The sequence below is a fragment of the Kribbella sp. genome (assembly GCF_035687465.1).
GTDB lineage: Bacteria > Actinomycetota > Actinomycetes > Propionibacteriales > Kribbellaceae > Kribbella.
In genome coordinates this window covers 1-25,653 of the sequence record NZ_DASRXP010000292.1, presented here as the reverse complement: position 1 = coordinate 25,653, position 25,653 = coordinate 1, and the positions used below count along the sequence as shown (strand labels likewise).

At 69.4% G+C, this 25,653-nt stretch carries 23 protein-coding genes; 15 read left to right on the top strand and 8 right to left on the bottom strand.

Features of this window, described 5'->3' with window-relative positions; translation table 11 throughout:
- Positions 1-750: MMPL family transporter (locus VFG33_RS14830; RefSeq protein WP_325026673.1), on the bottom strand; the 750-nt coding region annotated here is incomplete at its 3' end.
- 179 nt (positions 751-929) lie between these two features.
- Between VFG33_RS14830 and VFG33_RS14825 the strand changes: the two genes are divergently transcribed.
- Together VFG33_RS14825 and VFG33_RS14820 are read left to right on the top strand one after the other, a co-directional pair.
- Positions 930-2,078, top strand: coding sequence for a sensor histidine kinase (locus VFG33_RS14825; protein ID WP_325026671.1), 1,149 nt, complete (start codon positions 930-932; stop codon positions 2,076-2,078).
- Complete coding sequence (locus VFG33_RS14820; RefSeq protein WP_325026669.1) at positions 2,075-2,731, top strand: response regulator; 657 nt, start codon at positions 2,075-2,077, stop codon at positions 2,729-2,731. The genes VFG33_RS14825 and VFG33_RS14820 overlap by 4 nt, the downstream gene beginning before the upstream one ends.
- A gap of 17 nt (positions 2,732-2,748) precedes the next feature.
- Here VFG33_RS14820 and VFG33_RS14815 read toward each other — a convergent pair whose 3' ends face one another.
- The 3 genes from VFG33_RS14815 to VFG33_RS14805 form a co-directional block, all read right to left on the bottom strand.
- Positions 2,749-5,913, bottom strand: a complete 3,165-nt coding sequence (locus VFG33_RS14815) for a glycosyl hydrolase family 95 catalytic domain-containing protein (RefSeq protein WP_325026667.1) — start codon at positions 5,911-5,913, stop codon at positions 2,749-2,751.
- A 226-nt stretch (positions 5,914-6,139) separates the two neighbouring features.
- Positions 6,140-6,898 carry an SDR family NAD(P)-dependent oxidoreductase gene (locus VFG33_RS14810; RefSeq protein ID WP_325026665.1) on the bottom strand — a complete coding sequence of 253 codons (759 nt, stop codon included), beginning with the start codon at positions 6,896-6,898 and terminating at the stop codon, positions 6,140-6,142.
- Between the two features lies 1 nt (position 6,899).
- Positions 6,900-7,583 (bottom strand): TIGR03089 family protein, encoded by a 684-nt coding sequence (locus VFG33_RS14805; RefSeq protein ID WP_325026664.1) that lies wholly within the window; start codon positions 7,581-7,583, stop codon positions 6,900-6,902.
- Between the two features lie 65 nt (positions 7,584-7,648).
- Between VFG33_RS14805 and tatA the strand changes: the two genes are divergently transcribed.
- Genes tatA through VFG33_RS14780 form a run of 5 tightly spaced genes read left to right on the top strand, consistent with a single transcriptional unit; the run spans position 7,649 to position 12,597 of the window.
- Positions 7,649-7,903: a twin-arginine translocase TatA/TatE family subunit gene (gene tatA, locus VFG33_RS14800; protein ID WP_414672955.1), complete on the top strand. Its 255-nt coding sequence runs from the start codon at positions 7,649-7,651 to the stop codon at positions 7,901-7,903.
- Between the two features lie 58 nt (positions 7,904-7,961).
- Positions 7,962-9,299: a hemolysin family protein gene (locus VFG33_RS14795; protein WP_325026662.1), complete on the top strand. Its 1,338-nt coding sequence runs from the start codon at positions 7,962-7,964 to the stop codon at positions 9,297-9,299.
- Positions 9,296-10,366, top strand: coding sequence for a hemolysin family protein (locus tag VFG33_RS14790; RefSeq protein WP_325026661.1), 1,071 nt, complete (start codon positions 9,296-9,298; stop codon positions 10,364-10,366). The genes VFG33_RS14795 and VFG33_RS14790 overlap by 4 nt, the downstream gene beginning before the upstream one ends.
- A gap of 51 nt (positions 10,367-10,417) precedes the next feature.
- Positions 10,418-11,488 carry an NAD(+)/NADH kinase gene (locus tag VFG33_RS14785; protein WP_325026660.1) on the top strand — a complete coding sequence of 357 codons (1,071 nt, stop codon included), beginning with the start codon at positions 10,418-10,420 and terminating at the stop codon, positions 11,486-11,488.
- Between the two features lie 11 nt (positions 11,489-11,499).
- Entirely contained in the window at positions 11,500-12,597 is a 1,098-nt protein-coding gene (locus tag VFG33_RS14780; RefSeq protein ID WP_325026658.1) for a mannose-1-phosphate guanylyltransferase, read from the top strand.
- A gap of 58 nt (positions 12,598-12,655) precedes the next feature.
- Here the strand turns inward: VFG33_RS14780 and VFG33_RS14775 are convergent, their stop codons facing one another.
- The 3 genes from VFG33_RS14775 to cofD all read right to left on the bottom strand — a co-directional run bounded on the left by VFG33_RS14775 (position 12,656) and on the right by cofD (position 15,412).
- Positions 12,656-13,378 (bottom strand): DUF3105 domain-containing protein, encoded by a 723-nt coding sequence (locus tag VFG33_RS14775; protein WP_325026655.1) that lies wholly within the window; start codon positions 13,376-13,378, stop codon positions 12,656-12,658.
- Positions 13,379-13,463: 85 nt separating this feature from the next.
- Positions 13,464-14,438, bottom strand: coding sequence for a coenzyme F420-0:L-glutamate ligase (locus VFG33_RS14770; protein ID WP_325026653.1), 975 nt, complete (start codon positions 14,436-14,438; stop codon positions 13,464-13,466).
- The gene (cofD, locus tag VFG33_RS14765; protein ID WP_325026651.1) at positions 14,435-15,412 is read right to left on the bottom strand and encodes a 2-phospho-L-lactate transferase; all 978 of its coding nucleotides are present in this window, start codon (positions 15,410-15,412) and stop codon (positions 14,435-14,437) included. The genes VFG33_RS14770 and cofD overlap by 4 nt, the downstream gene beginning before the upstream one ends.
- 114 nt (positions 15,413-15,526) lie before the next feature.
- Between cofD and VFG33_RS14760 the strand changes: the two genes are divergently transcribed.
- The 4 genes from VFG33_RS14760 (at position 15,527) to VFG33_RS14745 (ending at position 21,997) form a co-directional block, all read left to right on the top strand.
- Positions 15,527-16,858 (top strand): hypothetical protein, encoded by a 1,332-nt coding sequence (locus tag VFG33_RS14760; protein ID WP_325026649.1) that lies wholly within the window; start codon positions 15,527-15,529, stop codon positions 16,856-16,858.
- Between the two features lie 305 nt (positions 16,859-17,163).
- On the top strand, positions 17,164-17,415 hold the full coding sequence (locus VFG33_RS14755; protein ID WP_020389877.1) for a WhiB family transcriptional regulator: 252 nt from the start codon (positions 17,164-17,166) through the stop codon (positions 17,413-17,415).
- Between the two features lie 191 nt (positions 17,416-17,606).
- Positions 17,607-20,519 carry a glycosyltransferase gene (locus VFG33_RS14750; protein WP_325026644.1) on the top strand — a complete coding sequence of 971 codons (2,913 nt, stop codon included), beginning with the start codon at positions 17,607-17,609 and terminating at the stop codon, positions 20,517-20,519.
- Positions 20,516-21,997: a DUF5719 family protein gene (locus VFG33_RS14745; protein ID WP_325026641.1), complete on the top strand. Its 1,482-nt coding sequence runs from the start codon at positions 20,516-20,518 to the stop codon at positions 21,995-21,997. Before VFG33_RS14750 ends, VFG33_RS14745 begins: the two co-directional genes overlap by 4 nt.
- 3 nt (positions 21,998-22,000) lie before the next feature.
- Here the strand turns inward: VFG33_RS14745 and VFG33_RS14740 are convergent, their stop codons facing one another.
- Positions 22,001-22,447: a metallopeptidase family protein gene (locus VFG33_RS14740; RefSeq protein ID WP_325026639.1), complete on the bottom strand. Its 447-nt coding sequence runs from the start codon at positions 22,445-22,447 to the stop codon at positions 22,001-22,003.
- 31 nt (positions 22,448-22,478) lie between these two features.
- On the opposite strand from VFG33_RS14740, the gene VFG33_RS14735 reads away from it, so the two are divergent.
- From VFG33_RS14735 to VFG33_RS14720, 4 genes are all read left to right on the top strand, one after another.
- Positions 22,479-22,874: a DUF3499 domain-containing protein gene (locus VFG33_RS14735; protein WP_325026637.1), complete on the top strand. Its 396-nt coding sequence runs from the start codon at positions 22,479-22,481 to the stop codon at positions 22,872-22,874.
- A gap of 77 nt (positions 22,875-22,951) precedes the next feature.
- Positions 22,952-24,028, top strand: a complete 1,077-nt coding sequence (locus VFG33_RS14730) for a Gfo/Idh/MocA family protein (protein ID WP_325026635.1) — start codon at positions 22,952-22,954, stop codon at positions 24,026-24,028.
- Positions 24,021-24,764: a ThuA domain-containing protein gene (locus tag VFG33_RS14725; protein WP_325026633.1), complete on the top strand. Its 744-nt coding sequence runs from the start codon at positions 24,021-24,023 to the stop codon at positions 24,762-24,764. Before VFG33_RS14730 ends, VFG33_RS14725 begins: the two co-directional genes overlap by 8 nt.
- Positions 24,765-24,801: 37 nt before the next feature.
- A partial coding sequence (locus VFG33_RS14720; protein WP_524538132.1) for a phosphohexomutase domain-containing protein occupies positions 24,802-25,653 on the top strand: 852 nt, incomplete at its 3' end.

Below are 25,653 nucleotides of genomic sequence, written 5' to 3'. Positions count from 1 at the left end.
GCCGACCCCGAGGCCGACCATGCTGCCGATCACCGGCGCCCAACTGGGAATGTCGATCAGATAGCTGACCAAGGACATCGAGCTGATGCCGAGAGCGAGGCCGAACAGGGCCAACCCGATCGGAAGACCCATCGCGATGAGTGAGCCGAACGCCACCAGCAGGATGATGATGGCGGCGGCCAGGCCGAGCGCCTCACCGATGCCCGTCTCAGCCGCCTCGAGCGCGTAGAACAAGTCGCCGCTCAGCTCGATCCGTAGCGGTGAACCTTCCGCTGCCTGGGCAGCGAGCTCCTTGAGCGCCTCGAGGTCGCCGGTGGTCAGCTCTTCGAGGACCGGATACTGCAGCCGGAGAAGGGCGACACGACCGTCGGGCGACATCGCCCCAGGCGCCGCCGCCAGCGCGCTCGCCGGATCGTTGGTCCCGAGTAGGTGCGGCAGCTTGCCGGCCGACTCCTGGACCTGCGTCAACGCGGCCCGTGCATCAGCTGAGGTGAAGAACGTCGCCTGGTCGTCGAGCGGTGTCATGACCACCTGGGCGGTCAGTCCGGCCTGGTCCGCGCCGGCGGCCGACAGGAGATCGGTCGCCTGTTGGGAGTCGAGTCCTGGCGCTCCGAAGGTGTTTTCGAGCTTCTGACCGAAGGCGCTGGATGCCGCGACCACGAGCACGGCCACCACCAGCCAGGTCCCGATCACGGTCCATGGCCGGCGCGCGGCGAACCGGCCCAACCGATACAAGGCGTGCGACATCATGAGCGATCTCCTTCAGTGACCCAGCGGATATCGGTACGCGACCGACGTGGTCTCAGCGTGGCGAGACGCAGCGGCCGGCACCTCGGACGAAGGGCCGCAGTTCGCTGGGCCGTCCGGCTGACCGGTGTCCCGTACTTTGGGCTGATCCACGCAGCGCTCCGGCTGTCTACGCTGAGGCCATGTTGAGTACCGCGGTCCGCACCCTCTGGGCCGAACCGCGTGCGCCCCAGGCACCCCGGCGGGTATGGCGTGACTGGGTGCTCGTCGCTCTGCTGCTCCCGACCGCGATCCTCGAAGGCATCCTGCGGACCGACGTCGTCTGGAGGCCGGTCGCGATCCTGCTCGCAGTGGTGCTCGTCCTCGCCCTGTTGTGGCGGCGCACCCATCCGCTCGTGGCAGTGGCCGTCGCCTTCGGTGCCGCGATCGTGAGCAGCATCGCGGGCCTGATCGGCGGCGTCCCGTCGGTCGGCTTGTACACGATGATCGCCGTGGTGGTGCTGCCCTATTCGCTCCTTCGCTGGGGATCCGGTCGCGAGATCGGGATCGGTCTGACGATCATTTTGACCGCCCTGGTGGTGGGTCTGGCCGCCGAGTACAACGGGTTTGGCGAAGCTGTCGCCGGGGCCGTGTTCCTGCTGTTTCCGGCACCGCTCGGGGCTGCGATCCGCTACTGGTCGACCTCCCGGCTCCGCGAGTACGACAAGGTGCGGCTGCGGGAACGTGAGCAGTTGGCCCGCGAACTGCACGACACGGTCGCTCACCACGTCTCGGCCATCGCCATCCGCGCCCAGGCCGGCCGCATCGTCGCCGCGTCCCGCCCCGAGGCCGCGATGGACGCCCTCGCCGTGATCGAGGCGGAGGCCTCCCGCACGCTCGCAGAGATGCGCGTGATGGTCGGCAACCTTCGCGAGGATGAAGCGGCCGCCCTGGCCCCGCAGCAGGGCGTGGCCGACCTCGAGCGGCTCGCCCGCAGCATCGGGGACCGGCCCAGGGTCGAGCTGGAGCTGTCCGGTGACCTCGCCGACCTCGGGCCGGCGGTCGGTGCGGCGATCTATCGCATCGCGCAGGAGTCGATCACGAACGCCGTCCGGCACGCGCGCCATGTCACCCGCATCGACGTCCGCGTCGTCGGCGACGGCGACTCGATCCGCCTGACCGTTCGCGACGACGGTGATGCCGCCTCGACCGGGTGGAACCCGCTGGGCTATGGGCTGGTCGGCATGACGGAGCGCGCGACGCTCCTCGGCGGCTCGTTCGACGCAGGTCCCGGCCCGGACAAGGGCTGGACCGTCGAAGCGGTGCTGCCGAAGGCCGGCACCGCCAGATGAGCGTCCGGGTGCTCGTCGCCGATGACCAGGAACTCATCCGCACCGGGCTGACGATGATCCTCGACGCGCAGCCCGGCATCGAGGTGGTCGGTCAGGCGGTCGACGGCCTCGAGGCGGTGAGCCTGGCCCGTCGGCTCCGCCCCGATGTGTGCCTGTTCGACATCCGGATGCCCGGCCTGGACGGGATCGAGGCGACCCGCCTGCTGGCCGGGCCCGACGTGGACGACCCGATCGCGATCGTGGTGATCACCACCTTCGATCTCGACGAGTACGTCCACGGCGCCCTCAAGGCCGGCGCGCGGGGGTTCCTGCTCAAGGACGCCGGACCCGAACTCCTGGTCCAGGCGATCCATGCCGCCGCCAACGGCGACGCGCTGATCGCCCCGAACATCACGGCCCGCCTGCTCTCGGCCTTCTCCGACGCACGGTTCGGCCGCTCGCCGGCCCAGCCGGTCGAACCGCTGACCGGTCGTGAGGAGGAGGTCCTGATCACGGTCGCCCGCGGCCGGACCAACTCCGAGATCGCCGACGAGCTTCACATCAGCCTCAGCACGGTGAAGACCCACCTGGCCAGCGTGATGGCCAAGCTCGGGGCCCGCAACCGGGTCGAGATCGTCATGTGGGCTTACGAAACCGGCCGCGTCCGCCGCTGACCGAACAGCCTCCCCGGTCAGCCGCCCGCGGGGTAGAGCTTCACCTCCGCCAGGGAAAGCGGGTTCGACGTGGACTCCAACTGGATCCGGACGTATCTGGCCGTGGTGTTCAGGTCGACCGTGGTCGGACTGCCGGCCGTCGCCGCCTGCCGGATCGCGGTGACGGCTGGCGCGGTGCGTGCCTCTAGCAACGAGTCGGCCGTGATCGGGTTCTCCGACGTGATGATCCAGTAGTTGGCCAGCCGGTCGGAGCAGCAGTCGGTCCGGTTCCACAGCGAGACCTGCGACAACGCTTCGGCCTTGCCGAGATCGACTTGCCACCAAGCCTCGTTGGACGGCTCGTTCGTGTGGGTGACCGAGTTGTCGCCCCAGCTACCGCTGGTGTTCCCGTCCACCGCTCGCGAAGCTGGCGCGTCATTCGCGGTGGTGCTCTGCGTGGCGGGCTTGCCGCGGGCAAGGTTCACCCGCCACAGCCCGGCTCCGGCTCGTGCCGACAACTGCCAGTCTCTCGCGACCAGCTTGGCGGTCAGGGTGAAGTCGCCTTCGCCCGACGCCATCGTCGGGGTGACAGTGAAGGTCACCGGGAACGGACGGCCCGGCTTGACGGTCGGGGTCTTCACCGAGGCGGGGCTGACCTTCCAGCCTTCCGGTACGGCGAGGCTCAGCTCGCCGGCCGGCAGGTTGCCAGAAAGGGCGACGACTGAGGCCTTGACCTCAACCGGCTGCAGTCCCACCGCCGCCGGGGCGGTCAGGTCGATCTTGGCCTGGGCGCGGACGACGTAGTCACGACCAGCCGACGTGGCGAACGAGACAGTGTCGGTCCCCGTCCGGCGTACGTCGACCTTGCGGCCACGGTCGTCCGTCACCGAGTACGGCCCAGCGAAGATCTGGTTGCGCAAGGCAACAGCTCCGCCTTTGTCGGAGTGCAGCCGGATCTCCGTGGCGGCACCGTCCTGCCAGGTCGCCCCGACGGTGAACGCTCCGCGCGCCCGAAGTCCGTCGTACGAGCCCTTGTCGGCCCAGGCGTCAGGCAGGGCGGGCAGTACGTCGATCGAGCCGCTCTGGCTCTGCAGCAGCATCTCCGCGACGCCGGCCGTGGCGCCGAAGTTGCCATCGATCTGGAACGGCGGATGCGTGTCCCAGAGGTTCTTCAGCGTGCTTGTTTTGAGGAGTTCCGACAGCATCTTGTGCGAGTGGTTCCCATCCAGCAGTCGCGCCCAGAAGTTGATCTTCCAGGCCTTGCTCCAGCCGGTGCCACCGTCGCCGCGACCCTCCAGCGTCTTCACCGCCGCAGCTGCGAGCTCGGGGTTCTCCGCCGGGATGATCTGGCGTCCCGGGTGCAGGCCGAACAGTTGCGAGACGTGCCGGTGCTGGTCGTTCGGGTCGTCCCAGTCTTCCTTCCATTCCTGCAGCTGGCCCCAGGACCCGACCCTCGTACCGGGATCGAGGCGCTGCAGGATCGAGGCGAGCTGGCTGCGGAAGGCCTTCGATTCACCTACCAGCGGAGCAGCCTCGGACAGGTTGGTGAAGAGATCCCAGACGATCTGCTGCGGCATCGCGGCGCCGGCCGAGTAGTCGCCGTGCTCGGGGGAGAAGCTCGGCGAGACGACCAGCTTGCCGTCGCGCGGGTCGACCTGCAGCTCGTCGATCCAGAACTCCGCAAGCTCCTTCATCACCGGATAGGCCCGCTCCTTCAGGAACTTCTTGTCCTGAGTGAACTGGTAGTGCTCCCAGTAGTGCTGGGCGAGCCAGCCGCCCGCGTCCGGCATCCAGAAGGCCCACGGATAGTCGATCACGCCGGTGAAGCCGAACGGGTTCGTCTGGCTGTGCACCACCCAGCCGTCGCTCCCGAACATCTCCTTCGCCGTCACGCGCCCGGGCGCCTCCAGGGCGTCCACGAAGTCGAACAGCGGCGCGGTGGTCTCGGAGAGGTTGGTGGTCTCGGCCAGCCAGTAGTTCATCTGGAGATTGATGTTCACGTGGTAGTCGGCGCCCCACGGTGCCGAGGTCATGTTGTTCCAGACACCTTGCAGGTTGGCCGGCAGCACCGAGTTGTCCCTGGACGAGGCCACCAAGAGATAGCGCCCGTACTGGAAGTACAACCGCTCAAGGGCCTTCCTGGCTTCTGGACCAGCCGTTCCTTCCTGGTACTGCTTGAGAAGCTGGTCGGTCGGGATGTTCGGCATCACCTCGCCCAGTCGCAGGTCGACCCGGTCGAAGAGCTTCCGGTAGTCCGCGAGATGACGGGCCTTGAGTACGCCGTACGAGAGTCGGCTGGCTGCGTCCACCCGGCTGGTGATGCCTGCGTGAGGATCCTTGCCCCGGTACGTCGGGTAGACGTCCGAGTAGTTCGTCCCGGAGCTGACGACCAGCACGACCGAGTCGGCGCCGGACACGGTCACGGTGCCGTCGGGGTTGTCGGTGCGGGTGCCGCCTGTGTTTAGCACCTGCAACTGCGACTCATAGAGCATGCCGTTGTCGAGCAGGGCGCCGCTGACGGTGATCTTGCCGTGGAGGGCCGTCACCGTGCGGGTGCGGTTCGCCTCGCCGGTGAGGCTGGCGGTGAAGCCGATCTTGCCTTTGGCGCTGGCGCTGAGCCGGGCGACGGTGACGTTGCCCGGCTCGCTGGCGAAGTACTCGCGCGTGTAGCGCGTGCCGCCGGCGTCGTACTGGACACCTGCCAGGGCGTTCTCGATGTCGAGGTGGCGGCGGTAGCCGGTGACGTCCGAGGGAGCGGGCGTCATCGCCAGCTTGAGATCGAGCAGGGGCTGGTAGCCGCCGAAGCCGATCACGTTCTGGGCGAGGGCACTGGTCGCGTCTTCGGCGGAAACGACCAGGTTCTGGTCGATCTGGCTGCGGATGTCCGCCAGCGCCGTGGGGCGGGGTGTCCGCCAGTTGCCGAAGTCGTAGCCCTGCGTCGAGCCGGGGCCGCCGGTCCACAGCGTCTTCTCGTTCAGCTGCAGATGCTCGGTGCCGGGATCGCCGAAGATCATCGCGCCGGTCGCGCCGTTGCCGATCGGCAGCGCCTCCGACTCCCAGTCGGAGGCAGGCTCGGTGTACCAGAGTGAGAGGTCCCCTGGGCTTCCAGCTGAGGAGGGCGGGGGAGCGGCCGAAGAGCCCGCTGGGGTGGTCAGCCCTGCCGCGACGGTCACCGCGGCGAGGAGAGCGAAGCCGGTGGTCACGAGACGCATCCTAAGCCCCCAGAGATCCGATGAATTGCCGAAACCCTAGAGGTGAGATGGCGGAATGTACACAGTTCGTTGCGCAGAAGATCGGATGTATCAGGGTTCGATGTCGCGGATGTTGGTGAGCTCGTCCGGGTCCGGTCCGGGCACGGCGAGGAACGCCTGGACGTCCGCGGCGAACGCGATTCTCATCGCAGCACCCCGCCAGCCGTCCACATTGTGGTCACCGCGGTGTCCGGTCCATCAGGACCGGGCCGGTGAGGACGCCACCTTCCACCGGGAGGGTGTGGCCGGTGATCCAGGCCGCGTCGTCGGAGCCGAGGAAGGCGACCGCTGCCGCGATGTCCTCCGGCTCGCCGATCCGGCCGAGCGGGTAAATCTTGGCGAGCCGGTCCAGTGCGCCCGGCTGGGCGTCCCAGTTCGGCGTCCGGATCGTGCCGGGCGCGACGACGTTGAAGCGGACGCCGCTGGATCCGTAGCGGGCGGCGAAGTTCTGTGTCATCACGATCTGGCCGGCCTTCGCCGCGGAGTACTCGACATTGCCGAAGGCCGCGACCCCGTTCACCGAGCTGATCGTGACGACGTTGCCGCGCGTCTGGACCAGGTGGGGGAGCGCGGCCTGGATGCACTGGGCGGCGCCGACCAGGGTCAGGTCGAGTTGCCGATGCCATTCCTCGACGGTCGTCTCCTCCGGCGGCGAGGTGACGATGCAGCCGCCCGCGTTGTTGACCAGCACGTCCAGCCGGCCGAACCTCTCCACCCCGGCCGCGACCGCCGCGTCGATGTCCTCCCGCGAGGTGACGTCCACCCGCACGGCGAGAGCCTGCTTGCCGAGCTCGTCGGCGACGGCGGCGATCTTGTCCTCCTGCAGGTCGGTGACGATCACCGAACCACCCTCAGCCGCGATCCGCCGCGCCACCGCCGACCCGATGCCCTGTGCCCCTGCCGTGATCAATGCCACCCGGCCCTCGAAACGCCGCATGTCAGCTCCCCTCCACCACTCGGTCGACCTTCTCGTCGGTGATCCGCCGCTCCAGCTTGGCCGGGTCCAGATTGCGGCACAGCACGATCGAACCACCTCCGGAGATCACCCCGACCAGCGTCTCGATCCCTGCCGGACCCACCAGATCGGTCGTGGTGAGAAGACGGTCTGCGATCGGCTGCGCAGTACTGATCAGGTCCGCATGGGACCTTCCGTCGTACGCCGGTGACGCGGGCGCGGGGGGATCGAAGGGGACGAACAGATCGGGGTGGTTGTAGACCTCGGCACCGTAATCGTGGACCCCCGCGGGCAACGGCTCGCGGAACCGGCCGCCCAGGGGGAGCAGCGCGGAGGCGATCGTCTCCCGGGCACCGCGGATCGCGAAGTCGGGGCCGGTGATCGCCAGCGCGCCCTCACCGGTGGTGACGGCGGCTCCCGCGGACCAGGTCGACAGCGCCCAGACCACGCCCAGCCAGTGCGGCGGCAAGCCGATGGCGACCGTCTCGCCGGCCTCCAGGTCGTACTCGTCGACGAGCAGGTTCGCGGTCTTGGCGACCCAGTTCGCGGTAGTCACCGCGCTCAGCTCGATCCGCTCGCCGGAGACGTCGTCGTAGTAGGTGAGGAATGGCCTGGCGCCGTCACGGGTGACCGCGGCCCTGAACAGATCCGGAAGGGTGCCCGACATACCCGGAACCCTACGTTTGCGACCCGGGCGTAAGTTGGTTGGGGACTCCAGAAAGAAGGAAACTCATGGTGTCGATGCTTGCGCTGCCGGAGGGTGGCGAGTGGATCGTCCTGCTGGTGATTGTGGTCCTCCTCTTCGGCGCGAAGAAGCTTCCGGAGCTGACCCGCAACACCGCCAAGGCCCTGGTCGAGTTCAAGAAGATCTCCAACGGCCAGGACGACGAGACCCCCGCGAAACCCACCGCGAACTCCGCCGCGGGGCCGGCCCAGCCGGCCACAGCCGCCCCGCCCCCGCAGCCCGGCGAAGAACCGCGCACCTGACCCGGCGACATCACAGCCCCGCAGCCCGGGGCCGGGGGAGTTCTCGTAAAGTCGATTCATGTTGATCGTGATCGGCCTTGGGCTGATCCTGGCCCTGACTGTTGCCACCGGCTACTTCGTCGCGCAGGAGTTCTCCTACGTGGCGGTGGACCGGAATCGGCTGCAAGGGCTGGCCGATGCGGGTGACAGTGCTGCCGCCCGCGCTCTGAAGGTGACCTCGCGGCTGTCCTTCGTACTATCGGGAGCCCAGGTCGGCATCACGCTGACCGCGCTGCTGGCCGGCTACGTCGCACAGCCCTATCTGGGCGCGGGGCTGGAGGACGTGCTGGGCAGCGTCGGATTGCCGGCCGGCGCCAGCTTGACCGTTTCGGTGATCCTGGCGTTGCTGCTGGCAACGATCATCCAGATGGTGCTGGGCGAGCTGGCGCCGAAGAACCTCGCGATCGCCAGGGCCGAGGCGCTCGCGCTGCGACTGTCCCGGTCCACCCTGATGTACCTGACCATCGCGGGCCCGCTGATCCACCTCTTCGATGCCGCCTCCAACCGGATCCTGCGCCGGATCGGCATCGAGCCGGTCGAGGAGTTGCCCCAGGGCGCCACAGCGCAGGAGCTGGACAGGATCATCGCCACGTCGTACGAGCAGGGCCTGCTGGACCAGGACACCATGCGTCTGCTCGATCGCGGCCTCGACTTCCGCGACCGGACCGCCGGCGAGGTGATGGTGCCGCGGGTGGACGTGGTCACCGTGCACGAGGACGACCCGCTGACCCGGGTGGTCGAGCTGCTCGACAGCGGGCACAGCCGGTTCCCGGTCGTCGGTGCCTCGGTCGACGAGGTGGTCGGGGTGATCTCGGTCGCCGAGGTGGTCGCGGTCGAACCCGAAGCTCGGCAGCACACCACGGTCGGGCCACGCGCCGCGCCGCCCGTGGTGGTCCCGTTCACGCTCCTGTTGCCCGCAGTACTGGAACAGCTCCGGACCGCGCACCGCCAACTGGCGATCGTCGTCGACGAGTTCGGGGGATTCGCCGGGGTCGTGCACCTGGAGGACATCGCCGAGGAACTGGTCGGGGAGATCCGGGACGAGGACGACCTGCCCGAGGCCGAGCTGATCAAGAAGCCGGACGGGTCGTGGATCCTGCCCGCGCGCTGGCGGCTCGACCAGGTGGTGGAGGCGACCGGGGTCAGCCTGCCGGAGAACGACGATTACGAGACGGTTTCCGGACTGGTGATGGCACGGCTCGGGCGGATCCCGGTGATCGGGGACGAGGTGGTCGTCGAACTGCCGCCGCGCTTCGAGCACGACGGCCGGCGGGTGCCACCGGAGTACGCGCGACTCAGGGTCGAGACCTTGCAGCGACGCGTGCCCGGGCTCGTAGTACTGGAGCGGCTGCGATGAACACGACAGTCGCGTTACTGGTCTCGTTGGTGCTGCTTGTCCTCAACGGGTTCTTCGTCGCGGCCGAGTTCGCGCTGGTCGCGTCCAAGCGGCACCGCCTCGAGCAGGCCGCGGCTGAGGGCAGCCGGTCGGCGCGGTCGGCGATCGCCGGGGTCAGCGAGCTGTCGTTGATGCTCGCCGGCGCCCAGTTGGGCATCACGTTGTGCACGCTCGGCCTGGGGTCGTTGTCCGAGCCGGCGGTCGCGCACCTGCTGGAGCCCTTGTTCGAGCTGGTCGGGCTGCCCGATCAGGTCGGCCACGTGATCGCCCTGATCATCGCGGTCGGTGGCATCGGTCTGCTGCATGTGGTGCTCGGCGAGATGGCGCCCAAGTCGTGGGCGATCAGCGATCCGGAGCGTACGGCGTTGCTGCTGGCGATGCCGTTCCGCGCCTTCACCTTCGTCGTCCGGCCCCTGCTCGTCGTCCTCAACGGTCTGGCCGGCGCCTGCCTCCGGCTCATCGCGGTGACGCCGCAGAACGAACTGGCCAGCGCGCACGGCCCGGACGACCTCCGGCTGCTGATCGATTCGTCAGGCGAGCACGGCACCCTCGCGGCGCCGGAGCACGACCTGCTCACGGCGTTGCTCGCACTGCAGAACACCACCGTCGCCCAGGTGATGACGCCCAGCTCACAGCTCTCGACCGTTCCGGCCCAGGCCACCGCTCGCGAGGTCGAGCTGACCAGCCGCCGGGAGGGCAGGTCGCGGCTGGCGGTGGTGAGTTCGGATGGTGCCGTCTGCGGGATCGTGCACGTCAGCGACGCCGTCCGGGCGACCACCGGTGGTGGAGAGACCCCGCGCGCCACGGACCTGATGACGGAACCGCTGCGGTTGCCCGCGGTAACAGCCGTCGCCACGGCGATCCGCTTGATGCGCGAGGACCGCTCCCAGCTGGCAGTCGTCGAGCAAGACAGCCGTCCGGTCGGCGTCGTCGCACTGGAAGACCTGCTCGAGGAGGTCATCGGCGAATTCGACGACGAGACTGACCCCATCATCACCGCCGCCCGCGAAACCACCTCCGGCGGCTGAGGCTGCCGTCCACAGGTCCTACCGTGGTTGCAGACAGTCGGGAGGCCCACCGTGCCCATCAGCCGTATCGGCCTGGTCGTACACCAGGCCCGCCCGCTCGCCGTCGAGGCGGCCGGGACCGTTCATGAGTGGTGCAACCGGCACGACATCGGCTGTACCGACATCGACGTGTGGACGGAGCACCAGGGCCGCCGGCGGGGCGGGATGGAGGAGATGCAGCACGCGGGCAGCCCGGACCTGATCGTCACGCTCGGCGGCGACGGTACCTTCCTGCGCGGCGCCCGGATCGCGGCGAAGAACGACGCGGCCGTACTGGGGGTGGACCTCGGCAAGGTCGGCTTCCTGACCGAGGTGGCCTGCAGCGAGGTCGAGGAGGCGCTGGAGGCGGTCCATCACGGCGGCGCCACCATCGAGGAGCGGATGACGCTCACCATGCGCGCCTCCCGGCCGCTGGAGATCCCGGCCGGCATCGAGTCCGTGCTGCGGCTCGGGCACGGCCCGGCGCTGCCGCCGCCCGCGATCCGGCCGGAATCCACCGAGGGCAACGGCTGGGGAATCGCCCTGGACGTCACAGCCCTGAACGACGTGGTGCTGGAGAAGCTGGCCCGCGATCACCAGGTGGCGATCGGGGTCTACCTGTCCGGCCGCCTGCTCGCGTCGTACTCGGCCGACGCCGTCATCGTGGCCACCCCGACCGGCAGTACGGCGTACAGCTTCGCCGCGGGCGGTCCGATCCTGTCCCCGAACGCCGAGGCGATCGTCTTCACCCCGGTGGCACCCCACATGACCTTCAACCGCACCGTGGTCGCCGCACCGGACGAACCCGTGGCCCTCCGCGTCCTGGGCCACTCCGGCCAGGCAGCCGTCAGCATCGACGGCCAGCTCCGCGGCGTCCTCGACCCCGGCGACTGGATCGGCGTCTACGGCTCACCCCGCCGGCTGCGCCTGGTCCGCCTCCGCCCTACCGACTTCTACGGCCGCCTCCGCGACCGCTTCCGCCTCACCGACGCCCCCGCCACCGCCGCCGACGGCGAATCCGAACCCCTCTTCTACCCCAACACCCCCATCCCCCCAGACCTGGCCCACCTCCGCCTGCCACCCCCCATCACTCCCGCCGGGTAGGGTTCCTCCCCATGCGAAACGTGGTGATCCTGGCCGGCGGTTCGGGGACGCGGCTGTGGCCGTTGTCCCGGGCCGACAAGCCCAAGCAGGTGCTGCCGCTCGCGGCGGGCAACTCGCTGCTCCGGGTGGCCTACAACCGGCTGCAAGGTCTGGTCGACCCGGCCAACATCTACGTGTGCACGGTGGCCGCTCACACGGATCTGGTCCGTGAGGAACTGCCGGAGCTGGGTGAGCAGAACATCATCGGTGAGCCCGTCGGCCGGGATACGGCGAATGCGGTCGGCCTGGCCTCCGCGGTCGTTGCCCGTAACGATCCGGACGCCGTGGTGGCGATCGTCGGCTCGGACCACCTGATCACGCCCGAGGCGGAGTTCCGGGCGGCGATCGAGAGCGGCTTCGAACTGGTCGAGCAGCGGCCCCGCTCGCTGGTGACTTTCGGGATCGAGCCGACCCACCCGCACACCGGACTCGGTTACGTGGAACGTGGCGAGGCCATCGACGGCACCACCGCGTACGCCGTGGACCGGTTCCGGGAGAAGCCGGACCGGGCGACGGCGGAGGAGTACCTCGCCACCGGCCGGTTCTGGTGGAACTCGGGCATGTTCGTCTGGCGGGCCGAGACCGTACTGAGCGTGCTGGACGCGCTGCTGCCGGAATCAGCCGCCCAGCTCCGTCAGGTCGCGTCGGTATGGGACACCGCGGAGCGCGGCTCAACGCTCGCCGAGATCTACCCGACGCTACGCAAGATCAGCGTGGACTTCGCGGTGATGGAACCGGCGTCGCAGGGCAAGGTCGACGCCGACGTGGTCGTCATCCCGATGCCGGTGCACTGGCTCGACGTCGGCTCGTGGGCGGCGCTCGCCGGCACCTACGAGGTCGATGCCAGGGGCAACCGGCATGACGGCCTGGCCCTCAGCTGTCTGCTCGACTCGCACGACAATGTGATCGTCACCGACGACCCCGACCACCTGATCGCCGCTGTCGGCCTGCGCGGCCACATCATCGTGCACACCAAGGACGTCACCATGGTCTGCCCACTGGCAGACGGCGAACGGGTCAAGGACCTGGTGGCCCAGGTCCAGTCCGACCACTCCGAGCGCTACACCTGATCCCGGACAACAAAGCGCCCCGGACCAACGGTCCGGGGCGCTGCTGTCTGTGCTGGGGTCAGCCGCCGTTGGGTTCCTGGGCATCGAGGGCGGGGTATTTCTCCATGAACTGCTGGAGGGCTTCGCCGCTGACCGAGCCGCAGAACTGGCGGTGGCCGAAGGAGGTGGTGCCGTCGGCGGCGGGACCACCCCAGTGGGAGAAGGCGATGTTCTTGCCGGCCGGCCAGGCGGCGCCCTCGGAGGCCTTGAAGGGGGCGGCGATGAACTTGTTCATCGAGGTGTCCGGGAGCTTGGACTTGGAGATCTTCTCGATCAGGGCGGTCTGTTCCGCGTTGCCGGCCGTCGCCTCGTTGTACCAGAGGATCGTGTAGCCGTGCTCCAGGTTGTGCACCAGGTTCGGCACCGGCGGCCGGTCGTCGGCGGTGTAGAACTTCCGGTCGAACGGCGCCCAGGTCGCGTAGTGCGAGCCCGAGGACGGGGGAGACACGGCGTACTTGATGTCCGTGCCGTCCGGCTGGTGATCCTGGGTGCCGCTGGCCGCGTCGTCGGTGGGCTTGTCGCAGGAGGCGGCCGAGGCGGCCACACCGAGGTCCGTGATCGCGGTGTTGCGGGTGCGGGAGTCCTGGATCAGGCGGATCGCCGGGTAGGCGATGATGGCCAGGCCGACCAGGATCGAGGCGGCGACGATGTACAGGGTGCGGCGCTTGTCCTTGCGCTCCTGCTCCCGCTGCATCTTCTCGATCAGCTCGCGGCGTGACTGCTTCTGAGACGACTTACCCACAGTGATGGTCTTCCCTGATCAGGGGCGGACGACGCCGCCGTGCGGATGAAGTGTAAGCAGGGACCCTGAGAAGTTGCCTAGAAAGCTACCGGGACCGTGAGCCGAACGTGACCGTAGCCTCACTGCCCGGACCCGTCCTGACGGTCACCCCGTAGCCCTCCGCGTGCAGCAGTACGGCGAGTCGCTCGGCGATCACGCCGACCGCGACGGGCTCGTCCCCGAAGACCGCGAGCGAGCCGTCCAGCAACTCGATGTGCACGTCCTCGTCGTCCGCCAGCAGACCGGCCCACAGCGCCGGATCCACCTCGCGAGGACCGCTGGGCCGACGCCGATCCAGTACTGCGGCCCGCGCCGCCTCCCGCGTGCCCAGGCTGAAAAGGTCCAGCTCGGCATCCCGTACGAGCGCCCGGGCCCCGTCACCATCCTCGCCGACAGGAAGGACCACATCCGCCAGCCCCCGCAGCAGAGCGACCGGTACGCCGTCCGCCTTGCCCTTCACGAGTTCACCCGCCGAGGCGATCTCGTCCGCCACGGCAGGCTCGGTGACCGCGAGCACGTTGCCGTGGCTGTCCGTGGTCCCGCGGAGGTCTTCGATCACCCGGATGCCGGCCGCGCCGATAGCCAGATCGGTCTGGCCGTTCCGCCAGGGACGCCCGAGGGTGTCCGTGACCACGACGCCCACGTTGACGTCGTACCGGTCCTTCAAGGCCGACCGCAGCGCCCGCGCGGACGCATCCGGGTCCACCGGCAGCAGGAGGACGGTGCCGGGGCTCGTGTTCGAGGTGTCCGTGCCCGCGGCCGCCATCACCAGGCCGTGCCGTGTCTGCACGATTCTGGTGTCGCCGCGCTGCGCCACGACCCGGACCAGCTCGGCATCGATCGCCTCGTCCCGGGTGCCCGTGGTCAGCCGGCCCTCGGCCTTGCTGACGATCTTCGACGTGACCGCGATCACGTCGCCGTCGCGCAGGTCGGCCGTGTCCCCGATCAGCCCCGCCAGGTCGTCGCCGCCAGCCACCTCGGGCAGGCCGGTGACCGGGAAGATCTCGAGCTGCTTCCTCATCGCCGGACTGCCTCCGCCAGGTTCAGGGCCGCGTTGGCGATCGCGGCGGTGAGCGTTTCGTCTGTCATCCACAGTGGCACGGCCTGGGCGTGAATTCCCGCCTCGGCGATCGACTGCAGCTGCGCAGCGTCAGTGGTGTCGATCAGCCAGCCGTCCAGTACTCCGCCCGCGGCGCGCGCTCCGTAGTGCCTCGCGACGGCGGAAGCGGTGGATTCCACCCCGATCGCGGCCAGCACCTTGTCCGCCATCCCGCGCACCGGGCCGTCGCCGATGATCGGCGACACCCCGATCACCGGCGCGCTCGTCTCCCGGACGGCGTCGCGGATCCCCGGCACGCCGAGGATGGTCCCGATCGACACCACCGGGTTCGACGGCGGCAGCAGCAGGACGTCGCAGTCCGCGATGGCATCCAGTACGCCGGGCGCGGGTTTCGCCTTGTCCTGCCCGATCGCGCGGATCTGGTGAGCCGTCACCTCGGCGTGCAACCGGACCCAGTACTCCTGGAAATGGATCGCCTTGCGGCTGCCCGGGGAGTCCGGGTCGTCGATGACCACGTGGGTCTCCACCCGGTCGTCGCTCATCGGCAGCAGCCGGACGGGCAGGTTCCAACGGATACAGAGCGCCTCGGTCACCGCGGCCAGGCCGTAGCCGGCGTCGAGCATCTGGGTGCGGACCAGGTGGGTCGCCACGTCCCGGTCGCCGAGGCCGAACCAGGTCGGCTCCATCCCGTACGCCGCCAGCTCCTCCTTGATCACCCAGGTCTCGTCCTCACGGCCCCAGCCGCGCTCGGCCGAGATCCCGCCGCCGAGCGTGTACATCACCGTGTCGAGGTCGGGACAGACCCGCAGACCGAACAGCGTGATGTCGTCCGCGGTGTTCCCGATCACGGTGATCTCGGCGTCCGGGCGGGCCGTCAGCAGGCCGCGGAGGAAGGTGGATCCACCGATGCCACCGGCAAGCACTGTCAATCGCATGGGAAGAGTCTGCACGAGTCGTCAAAGCAACGAACCACCGCACGACTATGCTGCCGTGGGTCCGATATATGTCAGCTGTCAGTTGAACGGCCCCCAACATCCCGAGGAGCCCTCGTGGTCACCGACGCAACCAACAAGCTCAGAGAGCCGGTCGCGTACATCCTGCTCGCCTTTGCCGGCCTCGTGGCGCTGGCCTCGCTGATCCGGCTGTTTGTCGGCGGCGCAGGTTTCACCGCTGCCGCCGGCGGCGTGCAAGGCACGCTCACCCCGCCTGGACTCACCGCACTGGTGCTGCTCGCCGCGCTGGCAGGCTCGGTCTGGCTGGTGGCCGAGGTCGGTGAGCGGACGCCGAACGCGCGGACCGTCGCGCTCGTGGCGCTGGTGCTGACCGGCGTGATCGCGCTGCTCGGCCTGATCACGGCGTTCGCCGGCTTCGCCGAGACCGGTACGGCCGGACTCAAGGTCGTCGGCTTCATCTACGCGCTGGGCGGTCTCGCCCTGTACGGCGCTGCCGGTCTGTACGTGCTCACGACCTTCCAGGCGCTGCCGGCCCCGGTCCGCGCGCCGAAGGCGAGTCCGCACGGCCAGTTCGCCGGGCAGCAGGGCGGTCAGTACGGCGCGCAGTACGGTCCGCAGGGCGGGCAGTACGGCGCACAGCAGGGCCAGCCGGGTCAGTACGGCCAGTACGGCGCCCAGGGCGCACAAGGCGGTCAGTACGGTCAGGACGCCGGCCAGGGCCAGTACGGCGCTTACGGCGCCGGTGCGGTTGCCGGGGCCGGTGCAGGTGCGGCCGGTGGTTATGCGGCTGCCCAACAGGGCGAGAACCAGTGGCCGCAAGAGCAGGGCTGGAACCAGGGTGAGCAGCAGACCTGGTCAGCCACTGAAGGCGAGCAGCAGCCCGCCGACCCGCAGGCCGCCGCCGAGCCGGCGTGGTCCGCGGAAGGCCAGACCGCCGAGCCGACGCAGCAGTGGAGCGCCGAGGCCGGCCAGCCGCAGTGGGCCGGCCAGGAGCAGGGCCAGCAGTGGCCGCAGGAGCAGCAGCAGTGGGGCGGCGCCGACGCCAGCCCGCAGTGGGCAGGCCAGGACCAGTACGCCCAGCAGCCGGGCCAGCCAGAGTGGCAGGCCCCGGCAGAGACCCCGCAACCCCAGGCCCAGCAGGGCGAACAGGGCTGGAACGAGCCGGGCTGGCAGCAGGGCGAGCAGACCTGGCAGGCAGGGGAGACACCTGCCGCTGAGCCGCAGACCTGGCAGGCAGGGGAGACGCCCGCTGCCGAGCCGCAGACCTGGCAGCCCGCCGAAACGCCGGCCGCAGAGCCCGCGGCCGAGCCCGAGGCAGCGGACGAAACCCGCGTAGAACCGCGGGTTTCGGAGACCGAGAAGGACGAGGAGCCCCCGCAGCAGCAGGGCCAGGCGGGCCAGCAGGGCTGGTGGTCCCAGCCTTCCTGACCCAGGGAGAGCTAAGTGCGCCGTGTCGGAGGTTCCTGACGCGGCACTGAAATGAGTCCGAGAGGCCTGTGTCCACAGGCCTCTCGTTCTTTTGCAGCCGTGTTGCGGATGATGCCAATAGCAGACCACGGCTTGACTTTCGTGGATTGCAGGAATGTAATTTCAACCGTGTCGTTCGTTGGACACTCGGTATCGGGGACCGTTGCAGAGCGCAGGACGGACGAGGTCAGGCGTGTGGGACCGCAAACCCACACGTACAGGGGAACGAACAGGGTCGAGGAGGTCGTACCGTGACAGAGACGCTGATGGCGATTGTCGACGGTGAGGCGATCGAGGAAGAGCCGAACTGGCAGGAACGGGCGCTGTGCGCCCAGACCGATCCAGAGGCTTTCTTCCCGGAGAAGGGTGGTTCCACCCGCGAGGCGAAGAAGGTCTGCCTCGGTTGTGACGTCCGGGGTGAGTGCCTCGAGTACGCACTGCAGAACGACGAACGCTTCGGGATCTGGGGCGGGCTGTCGGAGCGGGAGCGCCGCAAGCTGAAGAAGAAAGCCGTCTGACACCACAGACCAAAACTCCACAACCACAGAACTTCACAAACGCAGCCGCGTGAGGCCCCGGCCGGACTTCGTCCACCGGGGCCCGCGGCTGTGAGCGGGCAGTGCTCGGGGTCGCGTAAGGTGAGTCCTCGCCCCGGCCCGAGCGGGTCGAGGCAAGACCGATCCGTTCCCCTGAGGTGTCACAGCTCCGCATGGAATCCGAAGCTCCGGCCGGCTGGGAATTCTTCGACTCCGTCGATTTCCCGACCGACCTCACCCACGACCCGATGGGTCGCGCGCCGATCCGGCACGTCGTCACCGCGGTCGTGGTCGGGCACGAAGGGGCCGCCTGGCTGCCCCGGCTGACCGAGGCGCTGTGGGCGCTCGAACGGCGCCCCGAGCGGCTGATCGCCGTCGACACCGGCTCCACCGACGACACCGCCCAGTTGCTGGCCGAGATGCCCGGAGTCGAGCCCGTGGTGGGCCTGTCGGCCCGATCAGGATTCGGTACTGCGGTCGCCCGCGGCCTGGAGGCGGTCGGCTTCGCGCCCATCCCCTCGGCCGTCGGCCCGTACGGCGACGACGGCCACATGCCGGTGGTCGAGTGGCTGTGGCTCCTGCACGACGACTGCGCCCCGGCTCCGAAGGCGCTCGAACAACTGCTGCTGCAGGCCACCCTCTCGCCCGAGACCGGCATCTGGGGCCCCAAGCTCCGGCTCTGGCCGCGCGATCGCGAACTGCTCGAGGTCGGCGTCACCACCTCGCTCGGCGGTCGCCGCGACACCGGCATCGAGAACGGCGAGCTCGACCAGGGCCAGCACGACCAGGTCCGCAACGTGCTCGCGGTCAACTCGGCCGGCATGCTGGTCCGGCGCGACGTCTGGGAGAAGCTGCGCGGGTTCGACCCGCGGCTGCCGATGTTCCGCGACGACCTCGACTTCGGCTGGCGCGCCAGCCGCGCGGGCTTCCGGGTCGGCGTCGCGCCCGACGCGGTCGTCTATCACGCCCAGGCAGCCGCCACCGGTGAGCGGGCCCTCGCGGGCACGCGGCGTCACGCCTACCAACTCGACCGGGCCCACGCCTACTACACCGTTCTGGCGAACGCGCCGGGCAAGCTGTTGCCGCTGCTGATCCTGCGCTTCCTGATCGGGACCATCGTTCGGTCGGCGTGGTTCCTGCTCGGCAAGACGCCCTCCGGCGCGGTCGACGAGTGGACCGCGCTGCTCGGCACGGTGCTGGCGGGCGGCTGGACCCAGGCCCGCAAGGACCGGCGCCACCTCGACAAGGTCCCGTACGACGACATCAAGGGACTGTTCTCCCGCTCGATCCACGCGCTGAGGCACAACCTGGAGGAGACCGGCGGCACGATCTCCGAGCGCCTCCGCGAGGCCTGGGCCGACGAGCCCGAGGAGCAGGTCGTCACCACGGCCCGCCGGGCGAAGAGCACGGCCCGGGTCGCCGTCGACCAGCCACGGTGGCGTCGTCAGCTGATCCGCCGGCCGTTCCTGGTGACGTGGGTCTTCCTCGCCATCGGGGCGTTGGTGGCCGCCCGCAGCCTGATCGGCGGCGGCGTACTCCGGTCGAACTTGATGCTCCCGCCCCACGACAGTCTCGGTGCGCTCTGGCACGCGGCAGCAGCCGCACCCGAAGGGGTGACTCCGCCGGCCTGGCTCGGGCAGTTCTGGGCGTTGGCGACAGTGACCTTCGGGCCTTCCGGCGCGACCAACTTCCTGCTGCTCGGCGCGATTCCCCTTGCTGCCTTGGCCGCGTGGGCGTTGTTGCGTGCTTTCGTCGTCGACCGGGTCGCCCGGGCGTGGGGCGCCGCGGCGTACGGGTTGGCGGTTTTCACGAACGGGGCGATCTCGCAGGGCCGGCTCGGGACGTGCGTGGCGGCGATCGTGTTGCCGTTGCTCGGTGCCGCTGTGCATACCGTCGCGCGGCGTCGGCGGGTGGTCATCCAGGGAAGCTGGCGGGCCGCTTGGTTTGCCGGCATCTGTCAGGCCGTGCTGTTCGCGTTCGCCCCGGCGCTGGGTCTGCTGGTCGGCGTCACTCTGGTGCTGGGGGCTCTGTTCCGCCTCGGCTGGCGGCGGCAGGGACGGCAGTTGGTGTTCTCTGTCGTCCTGGGCATGGTGCTGGTGCTGCCCTGGACGATCGAGTTGGTGTTGCACCCGTCGAAGCTCGGCCAGGAGGCAGGCGGTCCGCCGACTGCCGGTGTCGGGCCCGGCGACAGCATCGCCCGACTGCTGACCGGTACTCCGGAAGGTGCGCCGGCGCCGTGGTGGTTCGCAGTACCGCTGATTCTGGTCGCTCTGCTGGCCCTGACTCGGCAGACGCGGCAGCACTACGAATTGCTCGGGTGGTTCGCCGCACTCGCAGGTCTGGCAGGCACGCTGGTCGCCAGCCGGCTCGGTGGTGGCAGCGGTCCGCTGATGTTCCTGATGACGGCCGGCTGGATCATCGCGGTGACCGTCGCCTGGGACTCGGTCGGGAAGTCGTCGGATCTGATCGTGCACGGTGTGCTCGGGCTGGTGCTCGTGGTCACGCTCGTGACAGCCGGATTCTGGTTGGTGCGTGGTGACGACGGGCCGTTGCGCCGGGGACCCGCGCAGGACCTCCCGGCGTACCTGGTGTCGTCCCAGGGCCCGCCGCAGAATGCGTCGGTGCTCGTGGTGCGCAAGGACCCGAACGGTCCGACCCGGTTCTCGCTGGTGCGGAACGGTGGTCCGCGGATGGGTGCGCTGGAGGCTGCTCCCAAGCCGGAGCAGACCAAGCCGATCACCGACGTGCTGTCCGCACTCGGTGGCGGCGGTACGGGCGAGGAGGGGCGTCAGTTGGCCGCGCTCGCTGTCGACTACGTCTACCTGCCGGCACCGGTCGATCCGAGCCTGATGTCCACCCTCGACTCACTGCCAGGTCTGACCAGGGCTAGCGCAGACGCGGGCGACGCCTCCTGGCTGGTCGACCGGACCCGGGTGGATGGCCAGCCGCCGCTGCAGGACGACGTACGCAGCTTGTGGCGGCTACTCGGCATCATCGCCTGGATCATCGCGCTGATCTCCTGCCTGCCGACCGCGCGGCGTACCGTCGCGACTCCGCACGGGACGCATGCCAGGAGGGAATCGTGATCGGGCTGCTGTCCGACTTCCGCGTCCGGCTGGGCGGGTGCGTCCTCGCGCTGGCCTTGGCCGGTGGGCTAGGAGTCGTCACCCAGACCAAGGAACCGGCGACCGGCGCCGAGGACATCGTCGCGCCGACCCGCACGGTGGTGAACCGGACCGCGTTGTCCTGTCCGGTGCCCGGCGCCGGTGGCAAGGTGCAGAACGTCGTGAACGCGGTCTCGCCCGAGCTGCCCGACGGCACTCCGATAGCCGAGGGCAAGGAGGCGCCGCTGTCGATCGCCCCGCTGCCGGCCACCTCGGACCCGGTTGGCTCGGTGCTGGTGCGCGGCCGCATCGCTTCGAGCCCGGCGGCCACCAAGCTGGCGCCGCTGGCTGTCCAGGGGACCGGCCCACTGGCTGCCGGGACCGCGGCCACCAGTACTTCGACCGCGACCGAGGGCGTCAACCGAGGCATGGCCAGCGTGCCCTGCCAGGTGCCCGGATCCGACTTCTGGTTCGTCGGGGCATCCACCGCGGCCGGCCGGCGGGACGTGCTGGTGCTGACGAACCTGGACACCATCAACGCCGAGGTCAACGTCACGCTGTACACCTCGAACGGGGTGCTGGACGCGCCGAATGCCCGCGGTGTCGTAGTACCGGCCCGGGGGACCACCGAGATCTTCCTCGGCCAGGTGGCGCCAGGCGCGCGGGATCTGGCTCTCCACGTGCAGTCCACCGGTGGCCGCGTGGCGCCCGCAGTACGGGACAACGCGACGAGCGGTACGACGCCGACCGGGGTGGACTGGCTGAACCTCTCGGCCCCGCCGTCGGAGAAGGTGGTCGTGCCCGCCATCGCCCCGGGTGGAGGCGTCCGGATCCTGACAGTGGTGAACCCGAGCGACCTGCAGGCCACCGCGACCGTCACGGTGCACGGCCCGAACGGTCCCTTCAAACCTGCCGGGATCTCGACCCTGCAGATTCCCGCGGGCTCGGTGAAGGTGATCCGGCTGGACAAGGCGCTGGGCGGCGACGCGTCCGCGGTCACTGTCAGCTCGGACCAGCCGGTGACGGCGTCGGTGCGGATGACGGACTCGACCGTGAAGGAGTTCGCCTCCATCGGTTCGACCGAGCCGCTGACCGGGCCGGCCTATCTGGTGCTGCCGGCGCACGAGCAGCCGGCGGTGCTGCAGGTGACCGCGCCGGACCAGACCGCCGGGGTGAAGTTCGAGCTCCGGGACGCCGCGAACAAGGTGATCCAGACGAGGTCGCTGGATGTGGTCGGTGGAGCGACCGTGCTGATCACTTTCAAGGCCCAGGCCAAACCGACGTACCTGATGGTCGAGCAGCTTCGCGGCGCGATCGTGGCCGGCGTCACGCTGATGCCCGCGGCCAAGCCGAAGGAGGACTCCGTCCCCCAGGTCGCCGTCTGGCCGCTGACCACCTCGCTCGTCTTCCGAGCCCAGCAGGGCGCCCAGCCCGATGTCGGTGCCGCGCTGAGTAAGTAGGCCTCAGTCTTCTTCGGCGTCGAAGTCCGGGTCGATCTGCTCGGGCGACAACGCGAGGACGTCGGCCAGTTCGAGCACCAGCGCGGACCGGACCAGCCAGGTCAGGCTGGTGCCGGACCGCTCGGCGCGCAGCTCGATCGGCCGGCGGAACACGACGATCCGGTACGGCTCGTGCGAGGTCCCGCCGGTGGAGTGCGTGAGCGGGATCTCGCCCGCGTTGCTGTCCAGGTTCGGCACGTCCTCGATCGCGAACTCGACCCGGGCTACGACCTGCGGCAGCCGCTTCTCCAGCCGGGTCACCTCGATCGCGACCACCTCGTCGAACTGGGACGCGGCGGACCGCTGCAGGGGTAGTCCGCGCGGTGCGAAGCTGCTGGGCCGGCTGATCGGGCCCAGCATGCCACGCCCATGGCGGTCGATGTGCCGTCGATGACGGCGAGCCTCGGTCACGCGATCAGCCTAGTGGGGGTAGCGTCTGGACGTGAGCATCGCCAGGATCTGTTCGCGTGCCGCCTGCCATCGGCCGGCCGTCTCGACGCTCACCTACGTCTATGCCGATTCGACCTGCGTGCTGGGTCCGCTGGCGACGTACGCGGAGCCGCACTGCTACGACCTGTGTGCGGACCACGCAGATCGGCTGACCGCCCCGAACGGCTGGGAGGTGATCCGGCTGGCTCCGGATCCCGCCGCGGCCGGACCGTCCAACGACGACCTCGAGGCGCTGGCGAACGCAGTACGGGAGGCGGCGCGCCCGCTGCCCCCGACTGGCGGCGGCAGACCGGCGCCTGGTGCGCCCGTCGAAGTGGCCCGGCGCGGTCACCTCCGGATGCTGCAGGACCCCGACACCACCGCCTCAGGGAACACCGAACAAGCCTGACCGATCTTGTTGGTTTGTGTTTCGTAGCGTGGGATGAGGTTGACCACGTTGTCAGGTCCGGACAAGACTCCTGAGCTGTGAACGATCAAATTCTCAAAGTCGGAGTGGTGGGCCTCGGCTATGCCGGGCGTACCGCGTTGGAGGCCTTCTCCGAGCTGCCCGATGTCCAAGTGGTGGCATTGGCGGGGCTCGAGACGGACACGCTGAAGAGTCTCGGCGCGAAGTTCCAGGTGCCGGAGCTCTTCGAGAACTGGGAGGACCTGCTCAAGGTCGACGGCCTGGACGCCGTCAGTATCGCGACCCCGACTCAGCTGCACGCGCCGATCGCGTTGAAGGCGCTCGCGCAGGGGTTGCACGTGTTGTGCGAGAAGCCCCTGGCCAGGACCGTGGCCGAGGGCACCGCGATGGTCGAAGCGGCGAACAAGGCCGGTCGCGTGCTCAAGGTGGTGTTCAACCACCGCGAGCGCGGCGATGTCACCGTCCTGAAGCACCAGATCGACGAGGGCATGCTGGGCCGGGTCTACTACGCGAAGGCGCACTGGATGCGCCGCAACGGCATCCCGGGCATGGGCGGCTGGTTCACCAACCGTGAGCTGTCGGGCGGCGGTCCACTGATCGATCTCGGCGTCCACATCCTCGATATGGCACTCCACCTGCTCGGCGAGCCGAAGGTGACGACGGTCAGCGCGAGCACGTTCGCGGAGCTCGGTCCGCGCGGCCGTGGCAGTGGCGCCCATGTCGTGAACACCCTGGGTTCTGCCTTCGAGGTGGAGGACCTGGCGACGGCGTACCTGCGACTCGAGGGCGGCGGCGCGCTGCAGCTGGAGACCAGCTGGGCCTCGTACCGGGCGCCGGGCGACAACTTCGGCATCGAGCTGTTCGGCACCGAGGGTGGCGCCAAGATCGACGTACAGAACTACAGCCCGACCGACACCCTGAAGATCTTCACGGACGTCGCCGGCGTGCCGGCCGAGGTGAAGCCCGCGACCGGTGCCGGGCTCGGCCACCGCGGGGTGGTCAGCGAGTTCGTCGCCATCGTGCTGAACGGCGACTGGACCGCCCACAACGGGTCGGAGGCACTCCTCCGTACCCAGGTCATCGACGCCTGCTACGCCTCGGCGACGGCGGGACGAGAGGTAGTGCTGCATGACTGACGCGATTCGAGTCACCGTCTGGGGCGAGAACACCCACGAGCAGGACGACCCCGCGGTCCAGAAGGTCTACCCCGACACCATGCACGAGACCATCGCCGCCGCCTTGCGGGCGAAGCTCGGCGCCGACGTCGTCGTCCGTACTGCGTGGCTCCAGCAACCCGAGAACGGCCTGACCGAAGAAGTACTCGCCGAAACCGACGTGCTCACCTGGTGGGGGCACCGCGCACACGGCGAGGTGGAGGACGCCGTGGTCGACCGGGTCCAGGAGGCCGTGCTCTCCGGCATGGGCCTGATCGCGCTGCACTCGGCGCACTTCTCGAAGATCTTCAAGCGCCTGATGGGTACGACGTGCTCGCTCGACTGGCGCTCGGAGAACGACCGGGAGCTCCTCTGGACCGTGGCAGCCGGCCACCCGATCGCCGCGGGCGTCCCACATCCGCTGGTGATCGAGCGGGAGGAGATGTACGGCGAACTGTTCGACATCCCGCAGCCCGACGAACTGGTGTTCGTCAGCTCGTTCAGCGGTGGTGAGGTGTTCCGGTCCGGCTGCTGCTACCGCCGGGGCCAGGGCCGGGTGTTCTACTTCCGTCCGGGGGACCAGGAGTACCCGACCTACCACCAGCCGGAGATCCAGCAGGTCCTGGCGAACGCAGTACGGTGGGCCGCTCCGGCGACCCAGCGCCAACTGCCGGACGTCCATCACCGCGCGACACCCGGGTGGTTCGAAACGGCCTGAAATACAGTCGTGGGCCCGGGCCGGATAGGGTCCACGCATGGTTGACGTTGCTGCGATCTTCAAGGCGTACGACGTACGAGGGGTCGTTCCGGACCAGCTGGACGAGTCGGTGGCCCGGGCGACGGGTGCTGCCTTCGTCGAGGTGCTGGACGTGCTCGCGTCCGCCGGTGCCGTGGTGATCGGCTACGACATGCGGCCGTCCAGCCCCGCGCTGGCGGCCGCATTCGCCGAGGGAGTGACCAGCACCGGCGCCGACGTGATCGACATCGGCCTCGCCTCGACGGACCAGCTGTACTTCGCCTCCGGGCGGCTGCAGTTGCCCGGCGCGATGTTCACCGCGAGCCACAACCCGGCGCAGTACAACGGCATCAAGATGTGCCGCGCCGGGGCCTCGCCGGTCGGCTCGGAGTCCGGCCTGCGCGATATCGCGGACCTGGTCGCCAAGTCGCTGACCGAGACCCCAATGAGCGTCCCGGTACCCGGCAAGGTGGTCCGCAAGAACCTCCTCACCGCGTACGCCGACCACCTGAACGACCTGGTCAGCCTGAGCAAGATCCGCCCGCTCAAGGTCGTCGTCGACGCCGGCAACGGGATGGGCGGCCACACCGTGCCCGCGGTGTTCGCCACCGGGCCGGTCGAGATCATCCCGCTGTACTTCGAGCTCGACGGCAGCTTCCCGACCCACGAGGCGAACCCGCTCGACCCGAAGAACATGGTCGATCTGCAGGCCAAGGTCCGCGAGGTCGGTGCCGATCTGGGGCTCGCCTTCGACGGCGACGCGGACCGGTGCTTCGTGGTGGACGAGAAGGGCGACGCGATCTCGCCGAGTGCGATCACCGGCGCCGTCGCGGTACGGGAGCTGGCCAAGCACCCCGGTTCGGCGGTGATC